17 protein-coding genes are annotated in these 20,293 nt (G+C 61.3%); 3 read left to right on the top strand and 14 right to left on the bottom strand.

Features of this window, described 5'->3' with window-relative positions:
- Nucleotides 1–209 precede the first annotated feature (209 nt).
- The gene (gene crp / locus ACM6I7_RS07185) at nucleotides 210–854 is read left to right on the top strand and encodes a cAMP-activated global transcriptional regulator CRP (RefSeq protein WP_007966430.1); all 645 of its coding nucleotides are present in this window, start codon (nucleotides 210–212) and stop codon (nucleotides 852–854) included.
- Nucleotides 855–864: 10 nt separating this feature from the next.
- Here the strand turns inward: crp and ACM6I7_RS07180 are convergent, their stop codons facing one another.
- The 4 genes from ACM6I7_RS07180 to ACM6I7_RS07165 form a co-directional block, all read right to left on the bottom strand.
- On the bottom strand, nucleotides 865–1,563 hold the full coding sequence (locus tag ACM6I7_RS07180; protein ID WP_115988778.1) for a lipoyl protein ligase domain-containing protein: 699 nt from the start codon (nucleotides 1,561–1,563) through the stop codon (nucleotides 865–867).
- Between the two features lie 134 nt (nucleotides 1,564–1,697).
- Nucleotides 1,698–2,534, bottom strand: coding sequence for an indole-3-glycerol phosphate synthase TrpC (trpC, locus tag ACM6I7_RS07175; RefSeq protein ID WP_414888234.1), 837 nt, complete (start codon nucleotides 2,532–2,534; stop codon nucleotides 1,698–1,700).
- The gene (gene trpD, locus ACM6I7_RS07170) at nucleotides 2,531–3,580 is read right to left on the bottom strand and encodes an anthranilate phosphoribosyltransferase (protein WP_003228800.1); all 1,050 of its coding nucleotides are present in this window, start codon (nucleotides 3,578–3,580) and stop codon (nucleotides 2,531–2,533) included. Before trpD ends, trpC begins: the two co-directional genes overlap by 4 nt.
- Nucleotides 3,581–3,588: 8 nt before the next feature.
- Nucleotides 3,589–4,182, bottom strand: coding sequence for an aminodeoxychorismate/anthranilate synthase component II (locus ACM6I7_RS07165; protein WP_150370219.1), 594 nt, complete (start codon nucleotides 4,180–4,182; stop codon nucleotides 3,589–3,591).
- A 407-nt stretch (nucleotides 4,183–4,589) separates the two neighbouring features.
- Between ACM6I7_RS07165 and estP the strand changes: the two genes are divergently transcribed.
- Nucleotides 4,590–6,500: an esterase EstP gene (gene estP, locus ACM6I7_RS07160; RefSeq protein ID WP_414888233.1), complete on the top strand. Its 1,911-nt coding sequence runs from the start codon at nucleotides 4,590–4,592 to the stop codon at nucleotides 6,498–6,500.
- A gap of 174 nt (nucleotides 6,501–6,674) precedes the next feature.
- Here the strand turns inward: estP and trpE are convergent, their stop codons facing one another.
- The 10 genes from trpE to ACM6I7_RS07110 all read right to left on the bottom strand — a co-directional run bounded on the left by trpE (nucleotide 6,675) and on the right by ACM6I7_RS07110 (nucleotide 19,222).
- Complete coding sequence (gene trpE / locus ACM6I7_RS07155; RefSeq protein WP_097089153.1) at nucleotides 6,675–8,156, bottom strand: anthranilate synthase component I; 1,482 nt, start codon at nucleotides 8,154–8,156, stop codon at nucleotides 6,675–6,677.
- A 71-nt stretch (nucleotides 8,157–8,227) separates the two neighbouring features.
- Entirely contained in the window at nucleotides 8,228–9,046 is an 819-nt protein-coding gene (locus ACM6I7_RS07150; protein ID WP_097089151.1) for a phosphoglycolate phosphatase, read from the bottom strand.
- Nucleotides 9,043–9,717 carry a ribulose-phosphate 3-epimerase gene (rpe, locus tag ACM6I7_RS07145; RefSeq protein WP_003228808.1) on the bottom strand — a complete coding sequence of 225 codons (675 nt, stop codon included), beginning with the start codon at nucleotides 9,715–9,717 and terminating at the stop codon, nucleotides 9,043–9,045. Before rpe ends, ACM6I7_RS07150 begins: the two co-directional genes overlap by 4 nt.
- Nucleotides 9,718–9,797: 80 nt before the next feature.
- Nucleotides 9,798–10,946, bottom strand: coding sequence for an iron-containing alcohol dehydrogenase (locus tag ACM6I7_RS07140; protein WP_414888232.1), 1,149 nt, complete (start codon nucleotides 10,944–10,946; stop codon nucleotides 9,798–9,800).
- Nucleotides 10,947–11,222: 276 nt separating this feature from the next.
- Nucleotides 11,223–12,047: an ABC transporter permease gene (locus tag ACM6I7_RS07135; RefSeq protein ID WP_247269629.1), complete on the bottom strand. Its 825-nt coding sequence runs from the start codon at nucleotides 12,045–12,047 to the stop codon at nucleotides 11,223–11,225.
- Nucleotides 12,048–12,059: 12 nt separating this feature from the next.
- Nucleotides 12,060–13,307, bottom strand: coding sequence for an ABC transporter permease (locus tag ACM6I7_RS07130; RefSeq protein ID WP_098965898.1), 1,248 nt, complete (start codon nucleotides 13,305–13,307; stop codon nucleotides 12,060–12,062).
- 194 nt (nucleotides 13,308–13,501) lie between these two features.
- Nucleotides 13,502–14,545: an ABC transporter substrate-binding protein gene (locus ACM6I7_RS07125; RefSeq protein ID WP_097089148.1), complete on the bottom strand. Its 1,044-nt coding sequence runs from the start codon at nucleotides 14,543–14,545 to the stop codon at nucleotides 13,502–13,504.
- Between the two features lie 48 nt (nucleotides 14,546–14,593).
- A complete protein-coding gene (locus tag ACM6I7_RS07120; protein WP_097089146.1) occupies nucleotides 14,594–15,718 on the bottom strand; it encodes an ABC transporter ATP-binding protein in 1,125 nt (374 codons plus the stop codon).
- A gap of 351 nt (nucleotides 15,719–16,069) precedes the next feature.
- The gene (locus ACM6I7_RS07115) at nucleotides 16,070–16,711 is read right to left on the bottom strand and encodes a response regulator transcription factor (protein ID WP_177325596.1); all 642 of its coding nucleotides are present in this window, start codon (nucleotides 16,709–16,711) and stop codon (nucleotides 16,070–16,072) included.
- Between the two features lie 114 nt (nucleotides 16,712–16,825).
- Nucleotides 16,826–19,222, bottom strand: coding sequence for a PAS domain S-box protein (locus ACM6I7_RS07110; RefSeq protein WP_414888230.1), 2,397 nt, complete (start codon nucleotides 19,220–19,222; stop codon nucleotides 16,826–16,828).
- A gap of 74 nt (nucleotides 19,223–19,296) precedes the next feature.
- On the opposite strand from ACM6I7_RS07110, the gene ACM6I7_RS07105 reads away from it, so the two are divergent.
- Nucleotides 19,297–20,286, top strand: coding sequence for an alpha/beta hydrolase family protein (locus ACM6I7_RS07105; RefSeq protein ID WP_330207886.1), 990 nt, complete (start codon nucleotides 19,297–19,299; stop codon nucleotides 20,284–20,286).
- The last annotated feature ends 7 nt before the right edge of the window (nucleotides 20,287–20,293 follow it).

Below are 20,293 nucleotides of genomic sequence, written 5' to 3'. Positions count from 1 at the left end.
GCCAGCTTAGCACAGGCCTTTGCTCTGGCAGCGCCCGGCGTTCCTAGGACGGATGCCTCAGCTGCGTAGGTAATTTCTCGAATTTTCGACGAAGTGTCTGGTAAGCTGGCGCCAATTCGCTGGCGCCAATTGTCAGCCTGTGTAGCGACCGCCTTCAGCGCCTCATAAAAAAATCAAACATCACCGTGCAGTCTTTTCGGGATACAACCATGGTTGCTATTACCCCCACACCCAAAATCAAGAACCTCGACAAGCTGTTGATGCATTGCCAGCGCCGTCGCCATGCGGCCAAGAGCAACATCATCTGCGCCGGCGATCGCTCGGACACGCTGTACTTCATCATCAAAGGTTCGGTCACCATCTTGATCGAAGATGACGACGGCCGCGAAATGATCATCGCCTACCTCAACGCCGGGGACTTCTTCGGCGAGCTGGGTCTGTTCGAACAGGCAGGCCAGGAACAGCAACGCAGCGCATGGGTGCGGGCCAAGGTCGAATGCGAAATCGCCGAAATCAGCTACGTGAAGTTCCGCGAACTGTCGCAGCAGGATCCAGACATTCTTTACGTCCTCAGCGGACAAATCGCCCAACGTCTGCGCAATACCACGCGCAAGGTCGGCGACCTGGCGTTCTTCGACGTTACCGGTCGCGTGGCCCGCTGCCTGCTGGAGCTGTGTAAGCAGCCCGACGCGATGACCCACCCGGACGGCATGCAGATCAAGGTGACCCGTCAGGAAATCGGCCGGATTGTCGGTTGTTCGCGGGAGATGGTCGGTCGCGTGCTCAAGGATCTTGAAGAACGCAATCTGGTCGATGTGAAAGGCAAGACCATGGTGGTCTTCGGTACGCGCTAAGCGCACAAAATCAGGCGCTGTAGACCTGCGCCAGCATCAGACGAAACAGCTCATCCAGACGCGCCAAAGCCGTTGGCGCGACGAACTTCTCATGCAGGGCGATGTGGCTTTCGGCGCGCACCCGCTGCTCCAGACCGCAAGCCTTGTTGAAGCGGTTGACCGCCGCAACCATCGACTCGCGCTCGTTATCCATCAGCATCGCCCCGTGCACCAGCCCCACCGGACGCTGACCGCCCTGACTCTGGCGCCAGCGCTGAGCGGTGCCGACCATCTTGCGGCCGTCGAGATTGACGTTGAAACGACCGTCGCAGAACGCGCCGTCGATTTCGCCCAACGACGACACACCGCCCAACTCATCCAGCAACTCACAGATCGGATCACACAGGCGCCGGTAACCGGTTTCGATGCGGTTCAGATCGCCCTCGCTGCGGGGCGGGGCGTAAACCAATGCGATGTTGATGGTTGAAGCGGATTGCGGGACCGGTTCACCGCCGGTTTCCCGCAGCAAGACTGGCCAGCCGGCAGCGGCGGAGACTTCGCAGGCATGCTCGAAACCGGGCAGGCGATTGAGGCGACGCGGCATGACCAGGGCGCGATCACTGGGTTGCCAGAACAGCAGGCCGAATTCGGCGTCGCCGGCGCAGACGGAAGCGAGCAAGTCTTGTTCGGCTTGCAGGCCGGCTTCGATGGGGAGGCAAACTGGAGTCATAAAGAAATCCGTTAGACGAGCAGTCTGTAGTGAATCTTATGACCCCTTCGCGAGCAGGCTCGCTCCCACATCAAGAATACATTTCCTGTGGGAGCGAGCCTGCTCGCGAAAGGGGCGACTCGGTCTGAAGCAGATCAGTCGAGGGTCGAACCACTGACCGGAACGCCACGCTCCGGGAAGAACAGGCGCTGCAGTTCGGTGCCCGGGCTTTCCGCGCGCATGAACGCTTCGCCGACCAGGAACGCGTAGACGTCGCTGATTTCCATCAGCTCGACATCGGCGCGATTGAGGATGCCGCTCTCGGTGATCACCAGACGATCGCGCGGGATACGCGGCAGCAGGTCGAGGGTGGTTTCCAGGCTGACGTCAAAGGTGTGCAGGTTGCGGTTGTTGACCCCGACCAGCGGCGTGTCGAGGGTTTTTAGCGCGCGTTCCAGCTCATCGCCGTCATGCACTTCCACCAGCACATCGAGACCGACGCCTTTGGCGACCGAGGCCAGCTCAGCCATTTTCACGTCGTCCAGTGCGGAGACGATCAACAGCACGCAGTCGGCGCCCAGCGCGCGGGCTTCGAAGATCTGGTACGGATCGATCATGAAGTCCTTGCGAATTACAGGCAGTTTGCACGCGGCGCGGGCCTGTTGCAGGTAGGCATCGGCGCCCTGGAAGTAGTCGATATCGGTCAGTACGGACAGACAGGTCGCCCCGCCCTTCTCGTAGCTCTTGGCGATGTCGGCAGGCACGAAGCTCTCGCGAATCACACCTTTGCTCGGCGAAGCCTTCTTGATTTCAGCAATCACCGCCGGTTGTTTCTTCTTGGCCTGCGCCAGCAATGCCTGGGCAAAACCACGGGGTGCATCGGCCGCCTTGGCCAGACTTTCCAGCTCGCTCAGGCTGACACGAGCGCTGCGCTCGGCGACTTCCTGGACTTTGCGCGCCAGAATGTTTTCCAGAACCGTCGGTACACTCATCCCTCATTCTCCACTTTGAATACCGCGGTAAAGGCACCCAACTCCTCGAGTTTTTCCCGAGCAAGACCGGTGTGCAATGCGTCGTGCGCAAGCGCCACGCCTTCTTTGAGACTGGTCGCCAGGTCAGCCGCGTACAGCGCCGCACCGGCATTGAGCACAATCATTTCGGCAGCCTTCTGGCCGTTTTCGGTCTTGCGCTTGCCCAGCGCATCGCGGATCAGTGCCAGCGAAGCTTCCGGGCCTTCGACCGACAGACCGTGCAGGCTCTGGCTCTTCATGCCCAGATCTTCCGGCTCGACCCAATATTCGGTGATTTCGTTGTTCTTCAGCTCAGCCACAAAAGTCGGCGCGGCAAGACTGAACTCGTCCAGACCGTCCTTCGAATGCACCACCAGTACGTGCTTGCTGCCCAGGCGCTGCAAGACTTCGGCCAACGGCCGGCACAGCGCAGGGGTAAACACGCCCACCACCTGATGTTTGACACCGGCCGGATTCGTAAGCGGGCCGAGCATGTTGAACAGCGTACGCAGGCCGAGATCGCGACGCGGGCCGGCGGCGTACTTCATGGCTTTGTGGTGGGTCTGGGCAAACATGAAACCGATGCCGACGTTGTCGATGCAACGGGCCACCTGCACCGGCGTCAGGTTCAGATAAATGCCGGCGGCTTCGAGCAAGTCGGCGCTGCCGCTCTTGCCAGATACTGCGCGGTTGCCGTGCTTGGCCACGGTGCAACCGGCTGCCGCGACGACAAACGCGGACGCCGTCGACACGTTGAAAATGTTCGCACCGTCACCGCCGGTACCGACCACATCGACCACGCCGTCGAGGGTCTTGAGTTCGACCTGATCGGCCAGCTCACGCATCACCGAAACGGCGCCGACGATTTCATCGATGCTCTCGCTTTTCATGCGCATGGCCATCATGAATGCGCCGATCTGCGCCTCGGTGCATTGGCCGGTCATGATTTCGCGCATCACGTCGCGCATTTCTTCGGTGCTGAGGTCGAGGTGTTCGACGATACGGCTCAGGGCTGTCTTGATATTCATGGGAGTCCTTAGCGCGTGCCGCCGGTTTGTTTGAGGAAGTTGGCAAACAGTTCATGACCCTGCTCGGTGAGGATCGACTCGGGGTGGAACTGTACGCCCTCAATGTTCAGGGTCTTGTGCCGCAGGCCCATGATTTCGTCGACTGAACCATCATCGTGCTGCGTCCACGCGGTCAGTTCCAGGCACTCGGGCAAAGTATCGTGCTTGACGATCAGCGAGTGGTAGCGGGTAACCGTCAGCGGACGATTCAGACCGGCGAAAACACCCTTGTCCTCATGGAATACCGGGCTAGTCTTACCGTGCATCACCTGGCGGGCGCGCACTACGTCGCCGCCGAAGGCCTGACCGATGGACTGATGGCCGAGGCAGACGCCGAGGATCGGCAGTTTGCCGGCGAAATGCTTGATGGCTTCGATGGAAATGCCGGCTTCGGTCGGCGTGCACGGGCCTGGCGAGACCACGATGCGCTCGGGGTTGAGCGCTTCGATTTCGGCGACGGTCAGTTCATCGTTGCGCACGACTTTGACCTCGGCACCCAGCTCGCCCAGGTACTGCACAACGTTGTAAGTAAAGGAGTCGTAGTTGTCGATCATCAGCAACATGGCGTTTCGAACCTCTTGAATTCTGACTTGAAGACAGCCTTCGAATGACTTGCCCGCAGGGCGGTGCACGATGTCGGACGCGCAGGTGGCGTCGGCACAGCGGCATTTCAAACGGGTAAGGAAGGCAAAGCGATACAGATCCGGCCGGGCCGGCAGAAAAGATTCAGGCGCGCCAACGCCAACGGGCGTGTGCCTTGATGACTTGATCCAGAAGTTTGCTGACGATCAACACGGGAAAGGTCTCGTTCATACGTTCCGGCACAGTAACTTAGCTGGACGGAGCGTGCAATATGGCGGGGCTGACGGGGGACAAAACTAAGGGAGGCTTCGCGACCGATGGCAAAACGCCGGGAGTTTTTGGTACTGTCGTTTCGTTCACCTACAACAATAAATAAACGGACTTGCTCATGATCAAACAGACGTTGTTTGTACCGCTTGCCGGTTGCCTGCTCGCCATGGCTTGCGCCCAGGCCTACGCAGCACTCGCCCCCTATTCGAACTTCATCGTGTTCGGCGACAGCCTGAACGACGCCGGGACCTTCAGGGATACCGGCGGCCCGGCCGGCGCCACGCAGCGCTACACCAACCGCACCGGCCCGCTGTACAAGGACGGCACCGGGGAAAACCGCGACCTCAACGCCACCCAGATCATCGGCGGCAAACTCGGTTTCAGCCCCGACCAGACCGCCTCCTCGTCTTCGGCCGTGCGCGCCGGTGAAGGTCTGGCCGATGGCAACAACTGGGCGGTGGGCGGTTACCGTACCGACCAGATCCTCGACTCGATCACCACCCAGTCCGCCACCGGCGAACGCACCCGCAGCGGTTATCTGCCGTCGAACGGCTTCCGTGCCGATCCGAACGCGCTGTATTACCTGTCGGGGGGCGGCAACGATTTCCTTCAGGGCCGCGTACTCAGTCTCGATCAGGCCAGCGCCGCAGCCGATCGCCTGGCCGACAGCGCCCGCACGCTGCAAGGCGCCGGCGCCAAATACATCATGGTCTGGCTGCTGCCGGACATCGGCCTGACCCCGGCCATCAACGGCTCGCCGCTGCAGGGTTTCACCTCGCAGCTCAGCGCCCAGTTCAACACCGAGCTGGTCAGGCAGTTGCAGGGCATCAACGCCGAAATCATCCCACTGAACATCCCGGTGCTGCTCAAAGAAGCCTTCGCCAACCCGGCGCAGTTCGGCCTCGCGACCGACCAGAACCTGACGGCCACCTGCTTCAGCGGCAACAGTTGCACCGAGAACGCCCGATACGGCATCAACAGCGCCACGCCGGATCCGACCAAGCTGATCTACAACGACGCAGTGCACCCGACCGAAGCCGGCCAGCGCTTGATTGCCGACTACGCCTACTCGCTGCTGGCCGCCCCTTGGGAGCTGACCCTGCTGCCGGAAATGGCCCAGGGTTCGTTGCGCGCGCATCAGGATGAACTGCGCAATCAATGGCTGGCCGATTGGGAAAACTGGCAAGCCGTGGGCCAATGGCGCGCCATCGTTGCCGGCGGCGGTCAACATCAGGATTTCGACAGCCAGCACAGTGCGGCCAGTGCCGATGGCAACGGGTATAACCTGAACATCGGCGGCAGCTATCGCGTCAACGAAGCCTGGCGTGTCGGCTTGGCCGCAGGTTTCTATCACCAGAAACTCGAAGCCGGCGACGCCGACTCGGAATACAAACTCAACTCCTACATGGGCACCGCGTTCGCCCAGTATCAGCAAAACCGCTGGTGGGGCGATCTGGCGATGACCGCCGGCAAACTCGACTACGACAGCCTCAAGCGTAAATTCCAGCTTGGGGTCAACGAGCGCGGAGAGAAAGGCGATACCGACGGTTACGTGCTGGCGATCAGCGGCCGCCTCGGCTACGACATCGCGCAGCAGGCCAGCAGCCCGTGGCACCTGTCGCCGTTCGTCAGTGCCGACTTTGGCAAGACCGAAGTCGATGGCTACTCGGAAAAAGGCGCTGACTCCACGGCGCTGACTTTTGACGACCAGTCGCGCAACTCGCGGCGTCTGGGCGTGGGTATCCAGGGCAAGTACCAGATCACCGCGCAGACTGAAGTGTTCGGTGAGTTCGCTCACGAACGTGAGTACAACGACGACCGCCAGGATCTGACCATCAACCTCAACAGCTTGCCGGGCAACCGTTTCACGCTCGAAGGCTACGAGCCGCAGACCAACCTCAATCGCCTGAACCTGGGCGTGAGCCATAAGCTCACGCAGGATTTGGCGTTGCGCGCCAGCTACAACGTGCGCAAGGATGATGACTTTACCCAGCAGGGGGTGAACGTCGGGGTCAGCCTTGATTTCTGATCTACTGGCATAAAAAACGCGGCGCCCTCACAGGCGCCGCGTTTTTTTATGGCTGATCACAAACACAATGTGGGAGCGGGCTTGCTCGCGAAAGCGGTGTATCAGCCGACATCAATTTTGAATGCCAGCCCGTATTCGCGAGCAAGCCCGCTCCCACAGGGGGATTGTGTGGACTCAGCTTTCCGGGGTCTGCTCAGCCAGGGCCACGGCGCGGAACATCGCGCGGCGCTTGTTCAGGGTTTCTTCCCACTCCAGCGCCGGCACCGAGTCGGCGACGATGCCACCACCGGCCTGCACGTGCAGTTCGCCGTTCTTGATCACGGCGGTGCGAATCGCAATCGCGGTGTCCATATTACCGTTCCAGGCGAAGTAACCGACCGCACCGCCATACACGCCACGCTTGACCGGTTCCAGTTCGTCGATGATTTCCATCGCGCGGATCTTCGGTGCGCCAGACAAGGTGCCCGCCGGCAGAATCGCCCGCAGCGCGTCCATCGCGGTCAGCCCGGCCTTCAATTGGCCGGTGACGTTGGAGACGATGTGCATCACGTTGGAATAACGCTCGATGACCATTTTCTCGGTGAGCTTCACCGAACCGATTTCCGAAACCCGGCCAGTGTCGTTACGACCCAGATCGATCAGCATCAAGTGCTCGGCAATCTCCTTGTCGTCCGACAGCAGGTCTTCTTCCAGCGCCAGATCCGCTTCTTCGGTGGCTCCGCGTGGACGAGTGCCGGCAATCGGGCGCACGGTGATCAAATTGTCTTCGACCCGCACCAGCACTTCCGGCGAACTGCCGACGACGTGGAAGTCGCCGAAGTTGAAGAAGTACATGTACGGCGTCGGGTTGAAGCAACGCAGGGCGCGATACAGATCGATTGGCGCAGCCTTGAAGTCGATCGACATGCGCTGCGACGGCACCACTTGCATGCAGTCACCGGCAAGGATGTATTCCTTGATGGTGTCGACGGCTTTTTCGTAATCGTCCTGAGTAAAACTGGAGCGGAACAGAGGATCAGCCGCTTGTTGCTTGCTGAAATCCAGGCCACGGCGCGGGGTGATCGGCTGGCGCAGTTTCTCCAGCAGTGCCTGCAATTGCGCCTGCCCCTGCTCGTAAGCATCGGCTTGCGCCGGGTCAGCGAGGACAATCGCGTGCATCTTGCCGGCGAGGTTGTCGAACACCACCACCGCATCGGAAACCATCAGCAGAATGTCCGGCACGCCCAGTGGATCCGGGTTCGGACATTTGCCCAGACGCTTCTCCACGTAGCGCACGCAGTCGTAACCGAAGTAGCCGACCAGCCCCCCATTGAAACGCGGCAGACCGGCGATGGTCGGCACGTTGTAGCGGGACTTGAAGGTTTCGACGAAAGCCAGCGGGTCTTCGACGTCATGGCTTTCGGTCTCGACGCCATCGACGGTGATGCTCACGTGATGGTCGTGCACCCGCAGCACGGTGCGGCACGGCAGGCCGATGATCGAGTAACGACCCCATTTCTCACCACCCTGCACCGATTCGAGCAGGTAGGAGTTTGGCTGGTCGGCCAGTTTCAGGTAGATCGACAGCGGGGTGTCGAAGTCGGCCAGGGTTTCGCAGGCCAACGGAATGCGGTTGTAGCCGTCAGCGGCCAAGCGCAGGAATTCTTCGCGGATCATGGGGTGCCTCGTGGTGTGAGGGGCAAATCAGTCAGGTGTGCAAACGCGCCGGCAAGCCGGCCAGGCATCAGTCAGGCGCGCCAACGCCAGCGGGCCAGGGCCTTGATGACTTTCATCCAGAGTTTGCGGGTGACCACCACGATGGCGTTTCCAGAATGGGATTGAGCAGCGTCGGGCAACGTTATCTCAGCGGCTGTACCGAGGCAACCGGGAATTAGCATGCGCAGATCGTCGATCACCAGTGCCGGGGATTCCTCGGCAATCGGTCGACCGTGGTTGTAGCCGTAGCTCAGCGCCACGCACTTGACCCCCGCCGCTTTCGCCGCCAGCACGTCGCTGCGCGAATCGCCGACGAACAGCGATTGCGAGGCCGGGATGTTGGCCATTTTCATCACGAAGAACAGCGCGGCCGGGTCAGGCTTCTTTTGCGGCAGGGTGTCGCCGCCGATGATCCACTTGAAGTAGCGGCCGATCTTCATCTGATCCAGCAGCGGCGCGACAAAACGCTCCGGCTTGTTGGTGATCAATGCCATGGCCACGCCCTGTTTGTGCAGCCATTTGAGAGTGTCGCGTACGCCGGGATAGACCACGGTCAACTCGTGGCTCGCGCCATAGGCTTCCATGAATACTTCCAGCGCGTGCTCGGCCTCGACGTCATCCACCGCCGAATGATCGATGCCACCGGCCAGCGCCCGGCGCACCAGCACAGGTGCGCCATTGCCGACCCACTCGCGCACCGCCTCGATGCCGGCAGGCTTGCGGCCGAGGGAGAGCAGCATGGTGTCCACCGCCGCCGCCAGGTCGGGAACCGAGTCGATCAACGTGCCATCCAGATCGAACATCACCAACCGTGGCAGTTGCCCCGGGAACAGCTGCTCAAAACCGCTCATGGGCGCGCCAGCGCCAGTTCGGAACGCATCTTGTCGATGACTTCCTGATAGTTCGGTGCATTGAAGATCGCCGAACCGGCCACAAAGGTGTCAGCGCCAGCGGCCGCGATTTCACGGATATTGTTGACGTTGACCCCGCCGTCGATTTCCAGACGAATGTCGCGGCCCGAGGCATCGATGATCGCCCGCGCTTCGCGCAGTTTGTCGAGGGTGCCAGGAATGAACTTCTGCCCGCCGAAGCCCGGGTTGACGCTCATCAGCAAGACCATGTCGACCTTGTCAATCACGTACTTGAGCACGTCCAGCGGGGTCGCCGGGTTGAACACCAGGCCGGATTTGCAGCCGCCTTCACGGATCAGTTGCAGCGAACGATCGACGTGCAGCGTGGCTTCCGGGTGGAAAGTGATGTAGGTCGCGCCGGCCTCGATAAAGTCGCCAACGATGCGATCCACCGGGCTGACCATCAGGTGCGCGTCGATCGGCGCGGTGATGCCGTACTTGCGCAATGCCGCGCAAACCATCGGACCAATGGTCAGGTTCGGCACATAGTGGTTATCCATGACATCGAAGTGGACGAAGTCGGCACCGGCGGCCAGAACGTTGTCCACTTCTTCGCCGAGGCGGGCGAAGTCGGCGGAGAGAATCGACGGAGCAATTACGAAGGGCTGCATGACGCACCTTTTCTGAGCTAAATCACGATGGCGCGCATTGTATACCTCAAGTTTCCGTGCGCGCACCGTGACCGCGATGATCAGTACGCCGCTCGGTAGATCTTCTCGATATCCGCAGCGCTGAGCTTGCGCGGGTTGTTGCGCATCAAACGCTCGATTCCCGCGGCCTCCATGGCCATGGCCGGGATCGCCTCTTCCGGCACACCGAAACTGCGCAGCCCGACCGGAATTTCCACCGCAGCGCACAGGTCGGTCATCGCCTGTACGGCTTTGTCCGCCGCCTCGGTGACGCTCAGATGAACGGTCTTCACCCCCATGGCTTCGGCGATATCCTGCATGCGCTCGACGCAGGCCATCTTGTTCCAGGTCATGACATACGGCAGCAACAACGCGTTACTGACGCCATGGGCGATGTTGAAGCGCCCGCCCAACGGATAAGCCAACGCATGCACCGCGCCGACCCCGGCATTACCAAACGCCATGCCCGCCATCAGGCTGGCGGTGGCCATGTCTTCCCGGGCCTGCAGATTGCAGCCATTGGCGTAGGCCTTGGGCAGCGACCTGGCAATCAACCTGATTGCGCCGAGCGCCAGCGAATCGGTGATCGGCGAAGCGTTGACCGACAGATAGGATTCAATGGCATGCACCAGCGCATCGACGCCACTGGCGGCAGTGACGCTGCGCGGGCAGGTCAGGGTCATTTGCGGACTGACCAGCGCCACGTCCGGCAACAGATAATCGCTGACGATGCCTTTCTTCAGTTGCGCGACCTTGTCGGAGAGGATGGCGACGTTGGTCACTTCCGAGCCGGTGCCGGCGGTGGTCGGGATGGCGATCAGCGGCGGGCCTTTGCGCGGCACCTGATCGACGCCGAACAGGTCTTCCAGCGCGCCGTGGTATCCGGCATACGCGGCGACACTCTTGGCGATGTCGATGGCACTGCCGCCACCGAGACCGATCAAGCCGTCATGCCCGCCCTCGCGATACACGCGCATGCAATCTTCGACGATGGCGATTTCCGGGTCCGGCAGCACCCGATCAAAAATCTCGTACTCGCGCCCGCCCAATTGGCACAGCGCCAGCTCCACGGTGCCGGACTTGACCAGCGCGGCGTCGGTGACGATCAGCGGGTTGTCGATATCGAGGCGGGTGAGTTCGGCGGCCAGTTGCTCGATGGCCCCGGCGCCGGTGATCAGTTTGTGAGCGATTTTGAACTGGGACAGACTCATCGTGCGCAGCCTCTTATAGATGTGGGAGCTGAGCACAAGCGTAGCTGAGGGTTTGGGGTTGTCTGGTATTCAGTTGGTGAATAATCAAGAGCAAAAGCCCCTCACCCTAACCCTCTCCCGGAGGGAGAGGGGACTGACCGAGCTGCACTCTCGAAGTCCATCGACGTGCAATACCGAGTCGAACTCAGATTCTGAACAGCATGAAGATCTGCTCCCTTTCCCCCTCGCCCCCTTGGGGGAGAGGGCTGGGGTGAGGGGTGGCTTTTGATCTGGGCGTCAGACCTGCGCGGTACGCAGTTTCTCGCTACGACCGCGCAGCCATTCAAGGGTTAACAGCAGGATGACAGAGAAGGCGATCAGCAAGGTTGCCGCCGCCGCTATCGTCGGACTGAGGTTCTCGCGAATGCCGCTGAACATCTGCCGTGGCAAGGTCGCTTGCTCGGGGCCGGCGAGGAACAGCGTCACCACCACTTCATCGAACGAAGTGGCAAAGGCGAACAACGCCCCGGAAATCACCCCCGGCGCAATCAGCGGCAGGGTCACCCGACGGAACGTGGTCAATGGCGAAGCGCCAAGGCTGGCCGCCGCCCGCACCAGATTGTGGTTGAACCCCTGCAACGTCGCCGACACGGTGATGATCACGAACGGCACACCGAGCACCGCGTGCACCACGATCAACGAGAAGAAGCTGTTGCCCAGCCCCAGCGGCGCGAAGAACAGATAACTCGCCACACCAATGATCACCACCGGCACCACCATCGGCGAAATCACCAGCGCCATCACCAGGGATTTGCCGGGGAAGTCGCCACGGGTCAGGCCGATCGCCGCCAGCGTGCCGAAGACCATCGCCAGTACCGTGGCCGCCGGGGCGACGATGATGCTGTTCTTCAGCGCGCGCATCCACTCTGCCGAAGCGAAGAAGTCGTGATACCACTGCAGCGAAAAGCCCTGCAGCGGATACACCAGGAAACTGCCCGAGTTGAACGACAGCGGCACGATGACCAGTACCGGCAGAATCAGGAACAGCAGGATCAGGCCGCAGAGGATCCGCAAGCTGTAGAACCACACCCGTTCGATGGGCGACATGTAAGGACTCAGCATTTCAAATTCCCCTTAGCTCAGGCGCAGGCGACTGGCGCCCACCAGCCAGCTGTAGATCAGATAAAGCACCACGGTCGCCAGCAGCAACAAGCCGCCCAGCGCAGTGGCCATGCCCCAGTTGATGCTGGTGTTGGTGTAGAACGCGACGAAGTAGCTGACCATCTGATCGTTCGGGCTGCCGAGCAGCGCCGGGGTGATGTAGTAACCGATGGCGAGGATGAACACCAACAGGCAACCGGCACCGACGCCGGCATAAGTCTGCGGGAAATACACCCGCCAGAAACTGGCGAACGGATGGCAGCCCAGCGAGATGGCGGCGCGCATGTAGGTTGGCGAGATGCCTTTCATCACGCTGTAGATCGGCAGAATCATGAACGGCAGCAGGATGTGCACCATCGAGATGTAGACCCCGGTGCGGTTGAACACCAGCTCCAGCGGCTTATCGATGATGCCCATCGCCATCAGTGCGCTGTTGATCAGTCCACCCGATTGCAGCAACACGATCCACGCCGCGACCCGCACCAGAATCGAGGTCCAGAACGGCAGCAGCACCAGAATCATCAGCAGGTTGCTCTGCCGCGAGGGCAGGTTCGCCAGCAGATAAGCCAGGGGATAGGCGAGAAACAGGCAGATCACGGTGATGATCAGGCCCATCCAGAACGTGCGGGCGAAGATGTCGAGGTAGATCGCCTGATCCGGGGTGGCCGGGGCCAGTTCGCCGAGATCGTCGATACGGTGATCCACCGCCGCCAGCAGGTAGTAAGGCGTGATGCTGCTGGTGTTGCGTTTGACCGCTTGCCAGTAGGCCGGATCGCCCCAACGCTCATCGAGCGCTTCGAGGGCTTCTTTATAGGAGGCCGGTTCGCTGGCGAAGGGCAGCGCCCGGGCGGTTTTGGTCAGCAGGCTGCGATAGCCGGCCAACTCCATGTTCAAGCGCTTGGACAGATCGCCCAGCGTCTGGTTTTTGCGGGCTTCGGCGAGATCTTCGCCGGCCGCTTTGTACACCGGTTCAGCGGGCAGGCCACGGCCGTCCCAACTGGCGATGGCCGCCACGGTGCGCGGCATGCCGCCGACCACTTCCGGGTTGCCGACGCTTTTGTAGAGCAGCGCCACGATCGGTACCAGAAACACCAGCAACAGAAACAGCACCAGCGGCGCAATCAACGCCTGGGCCTTCCAGCGGTTGACCCGCTCGGCGCGCTTGAGCTTCTGCTTCAAGGTGGGGCTGGCGCCCTCGTTCAGGGGAACGGCGATGGCCATGACGTACTCCGCAAATCTTTGATCGTTACAGAGGTGGCGAACCACCTCTGTTGTGTTGAAACACAGCTACCTGTGGGAGCGAGCCTGCTCGCGAAGAGGCCAGCACATTCAACATCTATGCTGGTTGATCTACCGCTTTCGCGAGCAGGCTCGCTCCCACAGGGGTAGGCAAGCCCACCATCACCAGGCCTTGCTTATTTCGCAGCCCAGGAATTGAAGCGCTGCTCCAGTTGCTCGCCGTTGTCAGCCCAGAAGCTGACGTCGATCTGCACCTGGTTGGCGATGTTTTCCGGGGTGGTCGGCATGTCTTTCAGCACGTCCTTGCTCAGCAGCGGTACGGCTTGGGTGTTGGCCGGGCCGTAGGCGATGTTTTCCGAGTAGGTCTTCTGTTGCTGCGGCTGAACCGAGTAGGCGATGAATTTCTTCGCCGCTTCGGCGCGCTTGGCGTCCAGACCTTTCGGGATGGCCCACGCATCGAAGTCGTAGATGCCGCCGTTCCACACCACTTTCAGGTTGGATTCTTTCTGCACGGCGGCGATGCGACCGTTGTAGGCCGAGCTCATGACCACGTCACCGGAAGCAAGGTATTGCGGTGGTTGCGCGCCGGCTTCCCACCACTGAATGCTCGGCTTGAGTTCATCGAGTTTCTTGAACGCGCGATCCTGCCCTCCCTTGCTCGCCAGCTCTTTATAAACGTCCTTCGGTGCAACACCGTCGGCCATCAGCGCGAATTCCAGAGTGTACTTGGCGCCTTTGCGCAGGCCACGCTTGCCCGGGAATTTCTTGGTGTCCCAGAAATCGGCCCAACTGGTTGGCGCGGTTTTCAGCTTGTCGGCGTTGTACGCGAGCACGGTCGACCAGACGAAGAAGCCCACGCCGCATGGCTGAATCGCGCCTTTGACGTAGTCTTCAGTCTTGCCGAACAGCGCCGGGTCGAGCTGTTCGAACATGTCTTCATCGCAACCACGGGACAGCTCTGGCGATTCAACTTCCACCAGATCCCACGACACGCTCTTGGTGTCGACCATGGCTTTGACCTTGGCCATTTCGCCGTTGTACTCACCGGCAACGATCTTGCCGTTGCCCGCCGCTTCCCACGGTGCGTAGAAGGCTTTGACTTGCGCCGCCTTGTTCGCCCCGCCAAACGACACCACGGTCAAGTCCGGGCCGGCGGCCATTGCGCCGGTCGCACCCATCAGGCCCAGAGTCAGGGCGGTGAACTTCAGGGATCTCAACATTTATTGTTCTCTCCACGTGCAGGGTTGGTGTTGGTATTGCCGGGGCGCTTAGTGCACCTCTAGAAGAGGATCAAGCGCGCGAACGTGCTCGACCTGCCAGCCAAGCGGAACCACGTCGCCGACCGCGAGCGCTGGATCGAGCTCGGCAATCGGCTGTTTCACGAAGAAGTCGGTCTTGCCGCAGACTTCCAGGCGCACCCGGACGTGGTCGCCCAGATAGATGAATTCCGCCACCCTCCCTGAGAAGCGGTTGACGCATTGGTCGCTCGAACCGTTGAGGCTGACACGCTCCGGGCGGATCGACAGGGTTACCGGTTCGCCGGTCTGGCCGACGTTGACCGCCAGCGCCTCGACCTTTTCGCCTCGACCCAACTCGACCACGCAACGCTCGCCGCTCTGGCTGAGCAGACGGCCGTTGAGACGGTTGTTCTCGCCGATGAAGTTAGCGACGAAGGTGTTTTTCGGTTCTTCGTAGAGCGTGCGCGGTGGCGCGATCTGCTGGATCTCGCCCTGATGAAACACGGCGACGCGGTCGGACATGGTCAAGGCTTCACCCTGGTCGTGGGTCACATAGACCACGGTCACGCCGAGGCGCTGGTGCAGGTGTTTGATCTCCATCTGCATGTGTTCGCGCAGTTGCTTGTCGAGTGCGCCCAGCGGTTCGTCCATCAGCACCAGTTGCGGTTCGAACACCAGCGCCCGGGCCAGCGCTACACGCTGCTGCTGACCGCCGGAGAGTTGTGCCGGATAACGCGAAGCGAAGGCGTCGAGCTGGACCATGCTCAGGACTTTCTTGACCTTGTCGCTGACGTCGCTCTTGTTCAGGCCACGTACGGTCAGCGGGAAGGCCAGATTCTCGGCCACGGTCATGTGCGGGAACAGCGCGTAGTTCTGGAACACCATGCCGATGTCGCGCTTGTGCGGCGGCACGTTGTTGATTGCACGGCCGGCCAGGAGGATTTCGCCGGCGGTCGGGGTTTCGAACCCGGCGAGCATCATCAGGCTGGTGGTCTTGCCCGAGCCGGACGGTCCGAGCAGAGTCAGGAACTCGCCTTTGCGAATGTCCAGGTTGAGGTCTTTGACGATCAGGTTCTCGCCGTCGTAGCTCTTCTGCACTCCACGAAAGCTGACCAGCACGTCACTGGCCCCTGCGTTTGAATCGACCTGGCTCATACCCACACCTTTGTTATTGGTAACTGCTGTGGATTAAGCCTAGTGGCTGGCGCCAGCCACGCAAATCGGGGCGCAGGAGAGAATCGCCTCAGCCGGATGGAAGGTTGGGGGTAGGGATTGCCCTACAAGGATGGCGCGTTTTGGCAAGCGAGCGACGAGCGCCATGCTGCGAGCCGCAAGAACAGGCAAAAGCGCCTGTCGCTAATGGATATGCCCGCAATGGCAGGCCAGATTGAGATTCCCTGTGGGAGCGGGCTTGCTCGCGAATGCGGTGTGTCAGTCAATGAATGAGTGGATGACCCACCGCATTCGCGAGCAAGCCCGCTCCCACAATTTTGATTGCGGTAATCTTTAGAGGAGTTTGTGTTCCATCGCGTATTTCACCAGTTCGGCCAGCGAGGTGATATTGAGCTTCTGCATCAGTCGCGCCTTGTGGGTGCTGATGGTCTTGCTGCTCAGCGCCAGTTGCTGGGCGATGTCGTTGACGTTGGCGCCCTGGGCCAGGCGTTCGAACACCGAGAACTCACGCTCGGACAGCAGCGAATGCAACGGACGCGTGTCGGTCAGGCCGACTTCGAAGACCATGCGGTCGGCCAGTTCCGGGTCGATGTAGCGTCCGCCGGCCGCCACTTTGCGAATCGCCGTCAACAACAATGCCGGATCGCTGTCCTTGGTCGCATAGCCGGCGGCGCCGACCTTCAGCGCACGGGCGGCCATTTGCGCCTCGTCGTGCATCGACAGCACCAGAATCGCGGGTGGATTGTTCAGCGCGCGAATCCGCGGGATCGCCTCCAACCCATTGACGCCAGGCATCGAGATGTCCAGCAACACCACTTCACACGGCACGCTGCGTAGGGTTTCGAGCAACTGTTCGCCATTGCTCGCCTCCCCCACCACTTGCAGATCCTTGGCCAGGCCGATCAATTGCTTGATGCCTTCACGGACGATGGTGTGGTCTTCGGCTACCAATACACGGATCACGTTGTTCTCCATTATTCTTATTCAGCGCCAAGGTCATTCGCGAGCAGGCTCGCTCCCACAGGGAAGAGCATTCCAATGTGGGAGCGAGCCTGCTCGCGATAGCGTCAGCTCAAACACCACAAACCTTCAAACCTCACTCACCGGCACCCACACATTCAGACTGGTGCCCTCCCCCGGCTCACTCTCAAGCAACAAGCGTCCGCCCATGATCAGCACCCGCTCGCGCATACCGACCAAACCAAAGGACGTCGGCCGATCCGCCGCAGCGACAAAGCCTACGCCATCGTCGCTGACCGTCAGACACAACTCGTCGCCTTCCAGCGCCAGTGTCAGCTCCACAGTATGCGCCTGAGCATGGCGCATGACGTTGGTCAGCGCCTCCTGCAGGATTCGGAACAGCCCGATCGCCTTGGCATCGCTGAGCGCCGGCAGATTGTCCGGCACCTGCACCAGACACGGAATCTGCGTACGCGCCTCGAAGCGCCGCGCCTGCCACTCGATCGCTGAAGCAATCCCGGCATCGAGAATCGGCGGGCGCAACGCCGTCGCCACATCACGCACCAGTTGGAACAACTGGGCGATCAGGCGCTTCATGCTGTTCAAGCGCTCGTGCAGCCCCGGGTCGAGCTGCGCATAGGCCAGTTCGCACATCGAGGTTTCCAGTTTCAGCACCGTGAGCATCTGCCCCAGTTCATCGTGCACTTCCCGGGCGATCCGCGCCTTCTCTTCTTCGCGCACGCTTTCCAGGTGCGCCGACAATTCGCGCAGTTGCTCACGGGAGGCGGCGAGCTCCAGCTCGATACGTTTGCTTTCGCTGATGTCCCAGACGATGCCGTCCCAGACATAGGCGCCATCCTCCAGCTGTCGGGTGATTGCCTTGATCTCGGCCCAGCGCTGCTCGCCCTGACGGGTGAGGATGCGACCCTGCCACGACCAGTCACTGTCAGTGTCCAGCGCTTGATCCTGGGTCTGGTGGTAACTGGCCCTGTCGTCCGGGTGCACCAGACTGCGCAAGCCCATGTCGCGATGGGCGATGGCGGCCGGCGCATAGCCGACCAGACTCTCGCTGCCCTCGCTGATGTAGGCGAAATCGATCTGCCCGGTCACCGGCGCCCGCTCCAGGCGAAACACCAGCCCCGGTACGTTGGCGGCGATGCCTTGCAGGCGCGCTTCACTTTCCTGCAACGCGGCCAGGGCGCGGCGGCGCTCGGTGACGTCGGTGAGATAAACCACCAGATACTCGCTGTCGCGAAAACGCAGAAAACTCAGCGAGACGTCCGCCGGCAGGATGCTGCCATCGGCGCGCACGCAACTGGTTTCAAAGCTCAGCGGCCCTTCTTCACTGGCCCGCGCGCGTTTCCACAGGTTGAGCCAGCGATCCATGTGCAGGCCGGGTTCGAAGTCGATCAGCGGCCGCTCGATCAGCGCGCCCTGTGGATAACCGAGCATGTGTTCCGCCGCGCGGTTGGCGTAGCGCACATGGCTGTCCCAGTTGACCCAGAGAATGCCGACGGTGCTTTGATCGATGGAAAACTGGGTCAGGCGCAAGGCTTCTTCGCTGGCCGCGCGCAGGGCGATGTCTTCACGTGCAGCCAGCAGACGCTGTTCGAGGCTGTGTTGCTGGCGTCGTTGCCAGACCACGATGGCCAGGCAACTGAGCAACAACACCGCAAACAACAGGCTGAGGTTCTGCCAGAACCCCGGCGATTCCGTCAGCCGTGGGTACTTGGGTTGCAGCCATTGGCTGTGCAGGCGCTCCAGATCCTTGGCCGGGATCGCTCGCAAGGCGCTTTCGATGATCCCGGCCAATTGCGGCCAGTCGCGCCGCGTGGCAACCCGCAACAGCTGCGGCAAGCCGATATCGCCGACCACCACCAACCCGGCGAACTCAGGTTCGGCGGACAACCGCCCGAGTTGCGCTTCATCTATCACGGCGTAGGACGCTTGTTGAGTCAACAACAGTTGCAGCGCCTGACGCTCCAGCGGCACGCCTTGCAGATTCAGGTGCGGATAATTGCTGCGCAAATAATCGGCGGTGACGCTGGGCATGCGCACCGCGACGCGGGACAGGCTGTCAAGCTTTTCCAGCTCGACCACGCCGCCGCTCTTCTGGTCGCTGACCACCAGTTGCGGCACACGCATGTAAGGATCGGAAAACAGCCACAGGCGCAGCGCACCCGGGGTCTGGGTCAGGCCCGGGGCGATGTCGATTTCGCCTTCGCGGGCGGCGTCTTCCAGTTGCGCCAAGTCCTGAAAATTGCGCCAGCTCAGCTCGACGTTCAGCGTCTTGGCCAGCGCCTTCATCAATTCGACATTGGCCCCGGACAGTCGCTGCAAGCGCCGGTCGTATTGCGCGTACGGCGCCTGCAATACCAGGCCAACACGCAGCTCACGGTGCTGCGCCAGCCATTGCTGCTCGCCGGGCGTCAACAGCGCTGCATGCGCCGCCGGCGCAGACGCCGCCCAGCCCATCAAGGGAAAACACAACCAGCCGATAACCCACAGGCAGCAAAAACGCATCATTGAAGTCTCTTGCACTGACAAATTCTGACCAACCCATTAGGCTGCCGGGATACTTTTCTGGCCTGGAATAACCGATGCCCTCTGTCTACCGCCTGGCAATGCCAGCATTGTGCCTGTCGCTGATCCTGCCTTGTGCGTTTTCCGTCGAAGCCGCCGATCCGGCGCCCGCCTCCACCGCCGAGCAACCGGCCGCCGAAAAACCGGCCGAACGCCAGCCACTGCTTGAGCGTAGTCAGGAAGAAGCCGCAGCACTGGAACGCAAAGTCCCGGCACAAGAACAGCAGCAATTGCAGGCCGGCGCCGATACTTTCCTCGCCCTGTGGAAACCGGCCAACACTGCCGAGCCCAAAGGTGCGGTGATTATCGTCCCCGGCGCCGGCGAAACCGCTGACTGGCCGCAAGTGATCGGCCCACTGCGCAGCAAATTGCCCGATGTCGAGTGGAGCAGCCTGAGTATCACCCTGCCGGATCTGCAAAGCGATGTCATTGCACCGCGGGTGATTGCGCCCGCCGCCGCGCCGAAAGCCCCGGAAAGTGGCAGCAAGGATTCCACCACTGCGCAACCGATCGAACAGGCGGCGGGCGGTGAAGCGGAAGTGGCGGATCAGGTGGTCGCCGAAACGACTGAAGAACAATCCAAGGCTGATGCCGAACGGATCTTTGCGCGGATCGATGCGGCGATCGCCTACGCCGAGCAGCAAAGCGCACGCCGGGTCGTGGTCCTCGGTCACGGCACGGGCGCGTACTGGGCAGCGCGCTTTCTCAGCGAGCGGCAGAGTTCCCAGGTCGAGAAACTGGTGATGGTCGATGCGCAAACGCCGAGCAAGGCCAAGCCACAATTGGCCGAGCTGACACCGACCCTGAAGTTGCCGACTGCGGACATTTTCTACATGGACAAGGCGCTGGATCGCAACGCGGCGCTGGAACGCATGCAGGCCAGCAAGCGCTTGAAGACTTCGACCTTCAGCCAGGTGGCGCTCAAGGCGTTACCGGATAAAAAGGCTGAGCAGGAACAGCTGTTCCGGCGGGTGCGTGGCTGGTTGAATCCGCAGAAGACGGACTGACTGGAAG

It is taken from the genome of Pseudomonas sp. IT-93MI4 (genome assembly GCF_949767635.1).
Lineage (GTDB): Bacteria > Pseudomonadota > Gammaproteobacteria > Pseudomonadales > Pseudomonadaceae > Aquipseudomonas > Aquipseudomonas putida_A.
Note: the sequence above shows the minus strand (reverse complement) of the source record. Positions and strands in the feature narration are given on the sequence as shown.

Bases quoted from the DNA above. Each gene is read 5' to 3' on its own strand.
- crp (WP_007966430.1), top strand. From the start codon at position 210: ATGGTTGCTATTACCCCCACACCCAAAATCAAGAACCTCGACAAGCTG.
- ACM6I7_RS07180 (WP_115988778.1), bottom strand. From the start codon at position 1,563: ATGACTCCAGTTTGCCTCCCCATCGAAGCCGGCCTGCAAGCCGAACAA.
- trpC (WP_414888234.1), bottom strand. From the start codon at position 2,534: ATGAGTGTACCGACGGTTCTGGAAAACATTCTGGCGCGCAAAGTCCAG.
- trpD (WP_003228800.1), bottom strand. From the start codon at position 3,580: ATGAATATCAAGACAGCCCTGAGCCGTATCGTCGAACACCTCGACCTC.
- ACM6I7_RS07165 (WP_150370219.1), bottom strand. From the start codon at position 4,182: ATGTTGCTGATGATCGACAACTACGACTCCTTTACTTACAACGTTGTG.
- estP (WP_414888233.1), top strand. From the start codon at position 4,590: ATGATCAAACAGACGTTGTTTGTACCGCTTGCCGGTTGCCTGCTCGCC.
- trpE (WP_097089153.1), bottom strand. From the start codon at position 8,156: ATGATCCGCGAAGAATTCCTGCGCTTGGCCGCTGACGGCTACAACCGC.
- ACM6I7_RS07150 (WP_097089151.1), bottom strand. From the start codon at position 9,046: ATGAGCGGTTTTGAGCAGCTGTTCCCGGGGCAACTGCCACGGTTGGTG.
- rpe (WP_003228808.1), bottom strand. From the start codon at position 9,717: ATGCAGCCCTTCGTAATTGCTCCGTCGATTCTCTCCGCCGACTTCGCC.
- ACM6I7_RS07140 (WP_414888232.1), bottom strand. From the start codon at position 10,946: ATGAGTCTGTCCCAGTTCAAAATCGCTCACAAACTGATCACCGGCGCC.
- ACM6I7_RS07135 (WP_247269629.1), bottom strand. From the start codon at position 12,047: ATGCTGAGTCCTTACATGTCGCCCATCGAACGGGTGTGGTTCTACAGC.
- ACM6I7_RS07130 (WP_098965898.1), bottom strand. From the start codon at position 13,307: ATGGCCATCGCCGTTCCCCTGAACGAGGGCGCCAGCCCCACCTTGAAG.
- ACM6I7_RS07125 (WP_097089148.1), bottom strand. From the start codon at position 14,545: ATGTTGAGATCCCTGAAGTTCACCGCCCTGACTCTGGGCCTGATGGGT.
- ACM6I7_RS07120 (WP_097089146.1), bottom strand. From the start codon at position 15,718: ATGAGCCAGGTCGATTCAAACGCAGGGGCCAGTGACGTGCTGGTCAGC.
- ACM6I7_RS07115 (WP_177325596.1), bottom strand. From the start codon at position 16,711: ATGGAGAACAACGTGATCCGTGTATTGGTAGCCGAAGACCACACCATC.
- ACM6I7_RS07110 (WP_414888230.1), bottom strand. From the start codon at position 19,222: ATGATGCGTTTTTGCTGCCTGTGGGTTATCGGCTGGTTGTGTTTTCCC.
- ACM6I7_RS07105 (WP_330207886.1), top strand. From the start codon at position 19,297: ATGCCCTCTGTCTACCGCCTGGCAATGCCAGCATTGTGCCTGTCGCTG.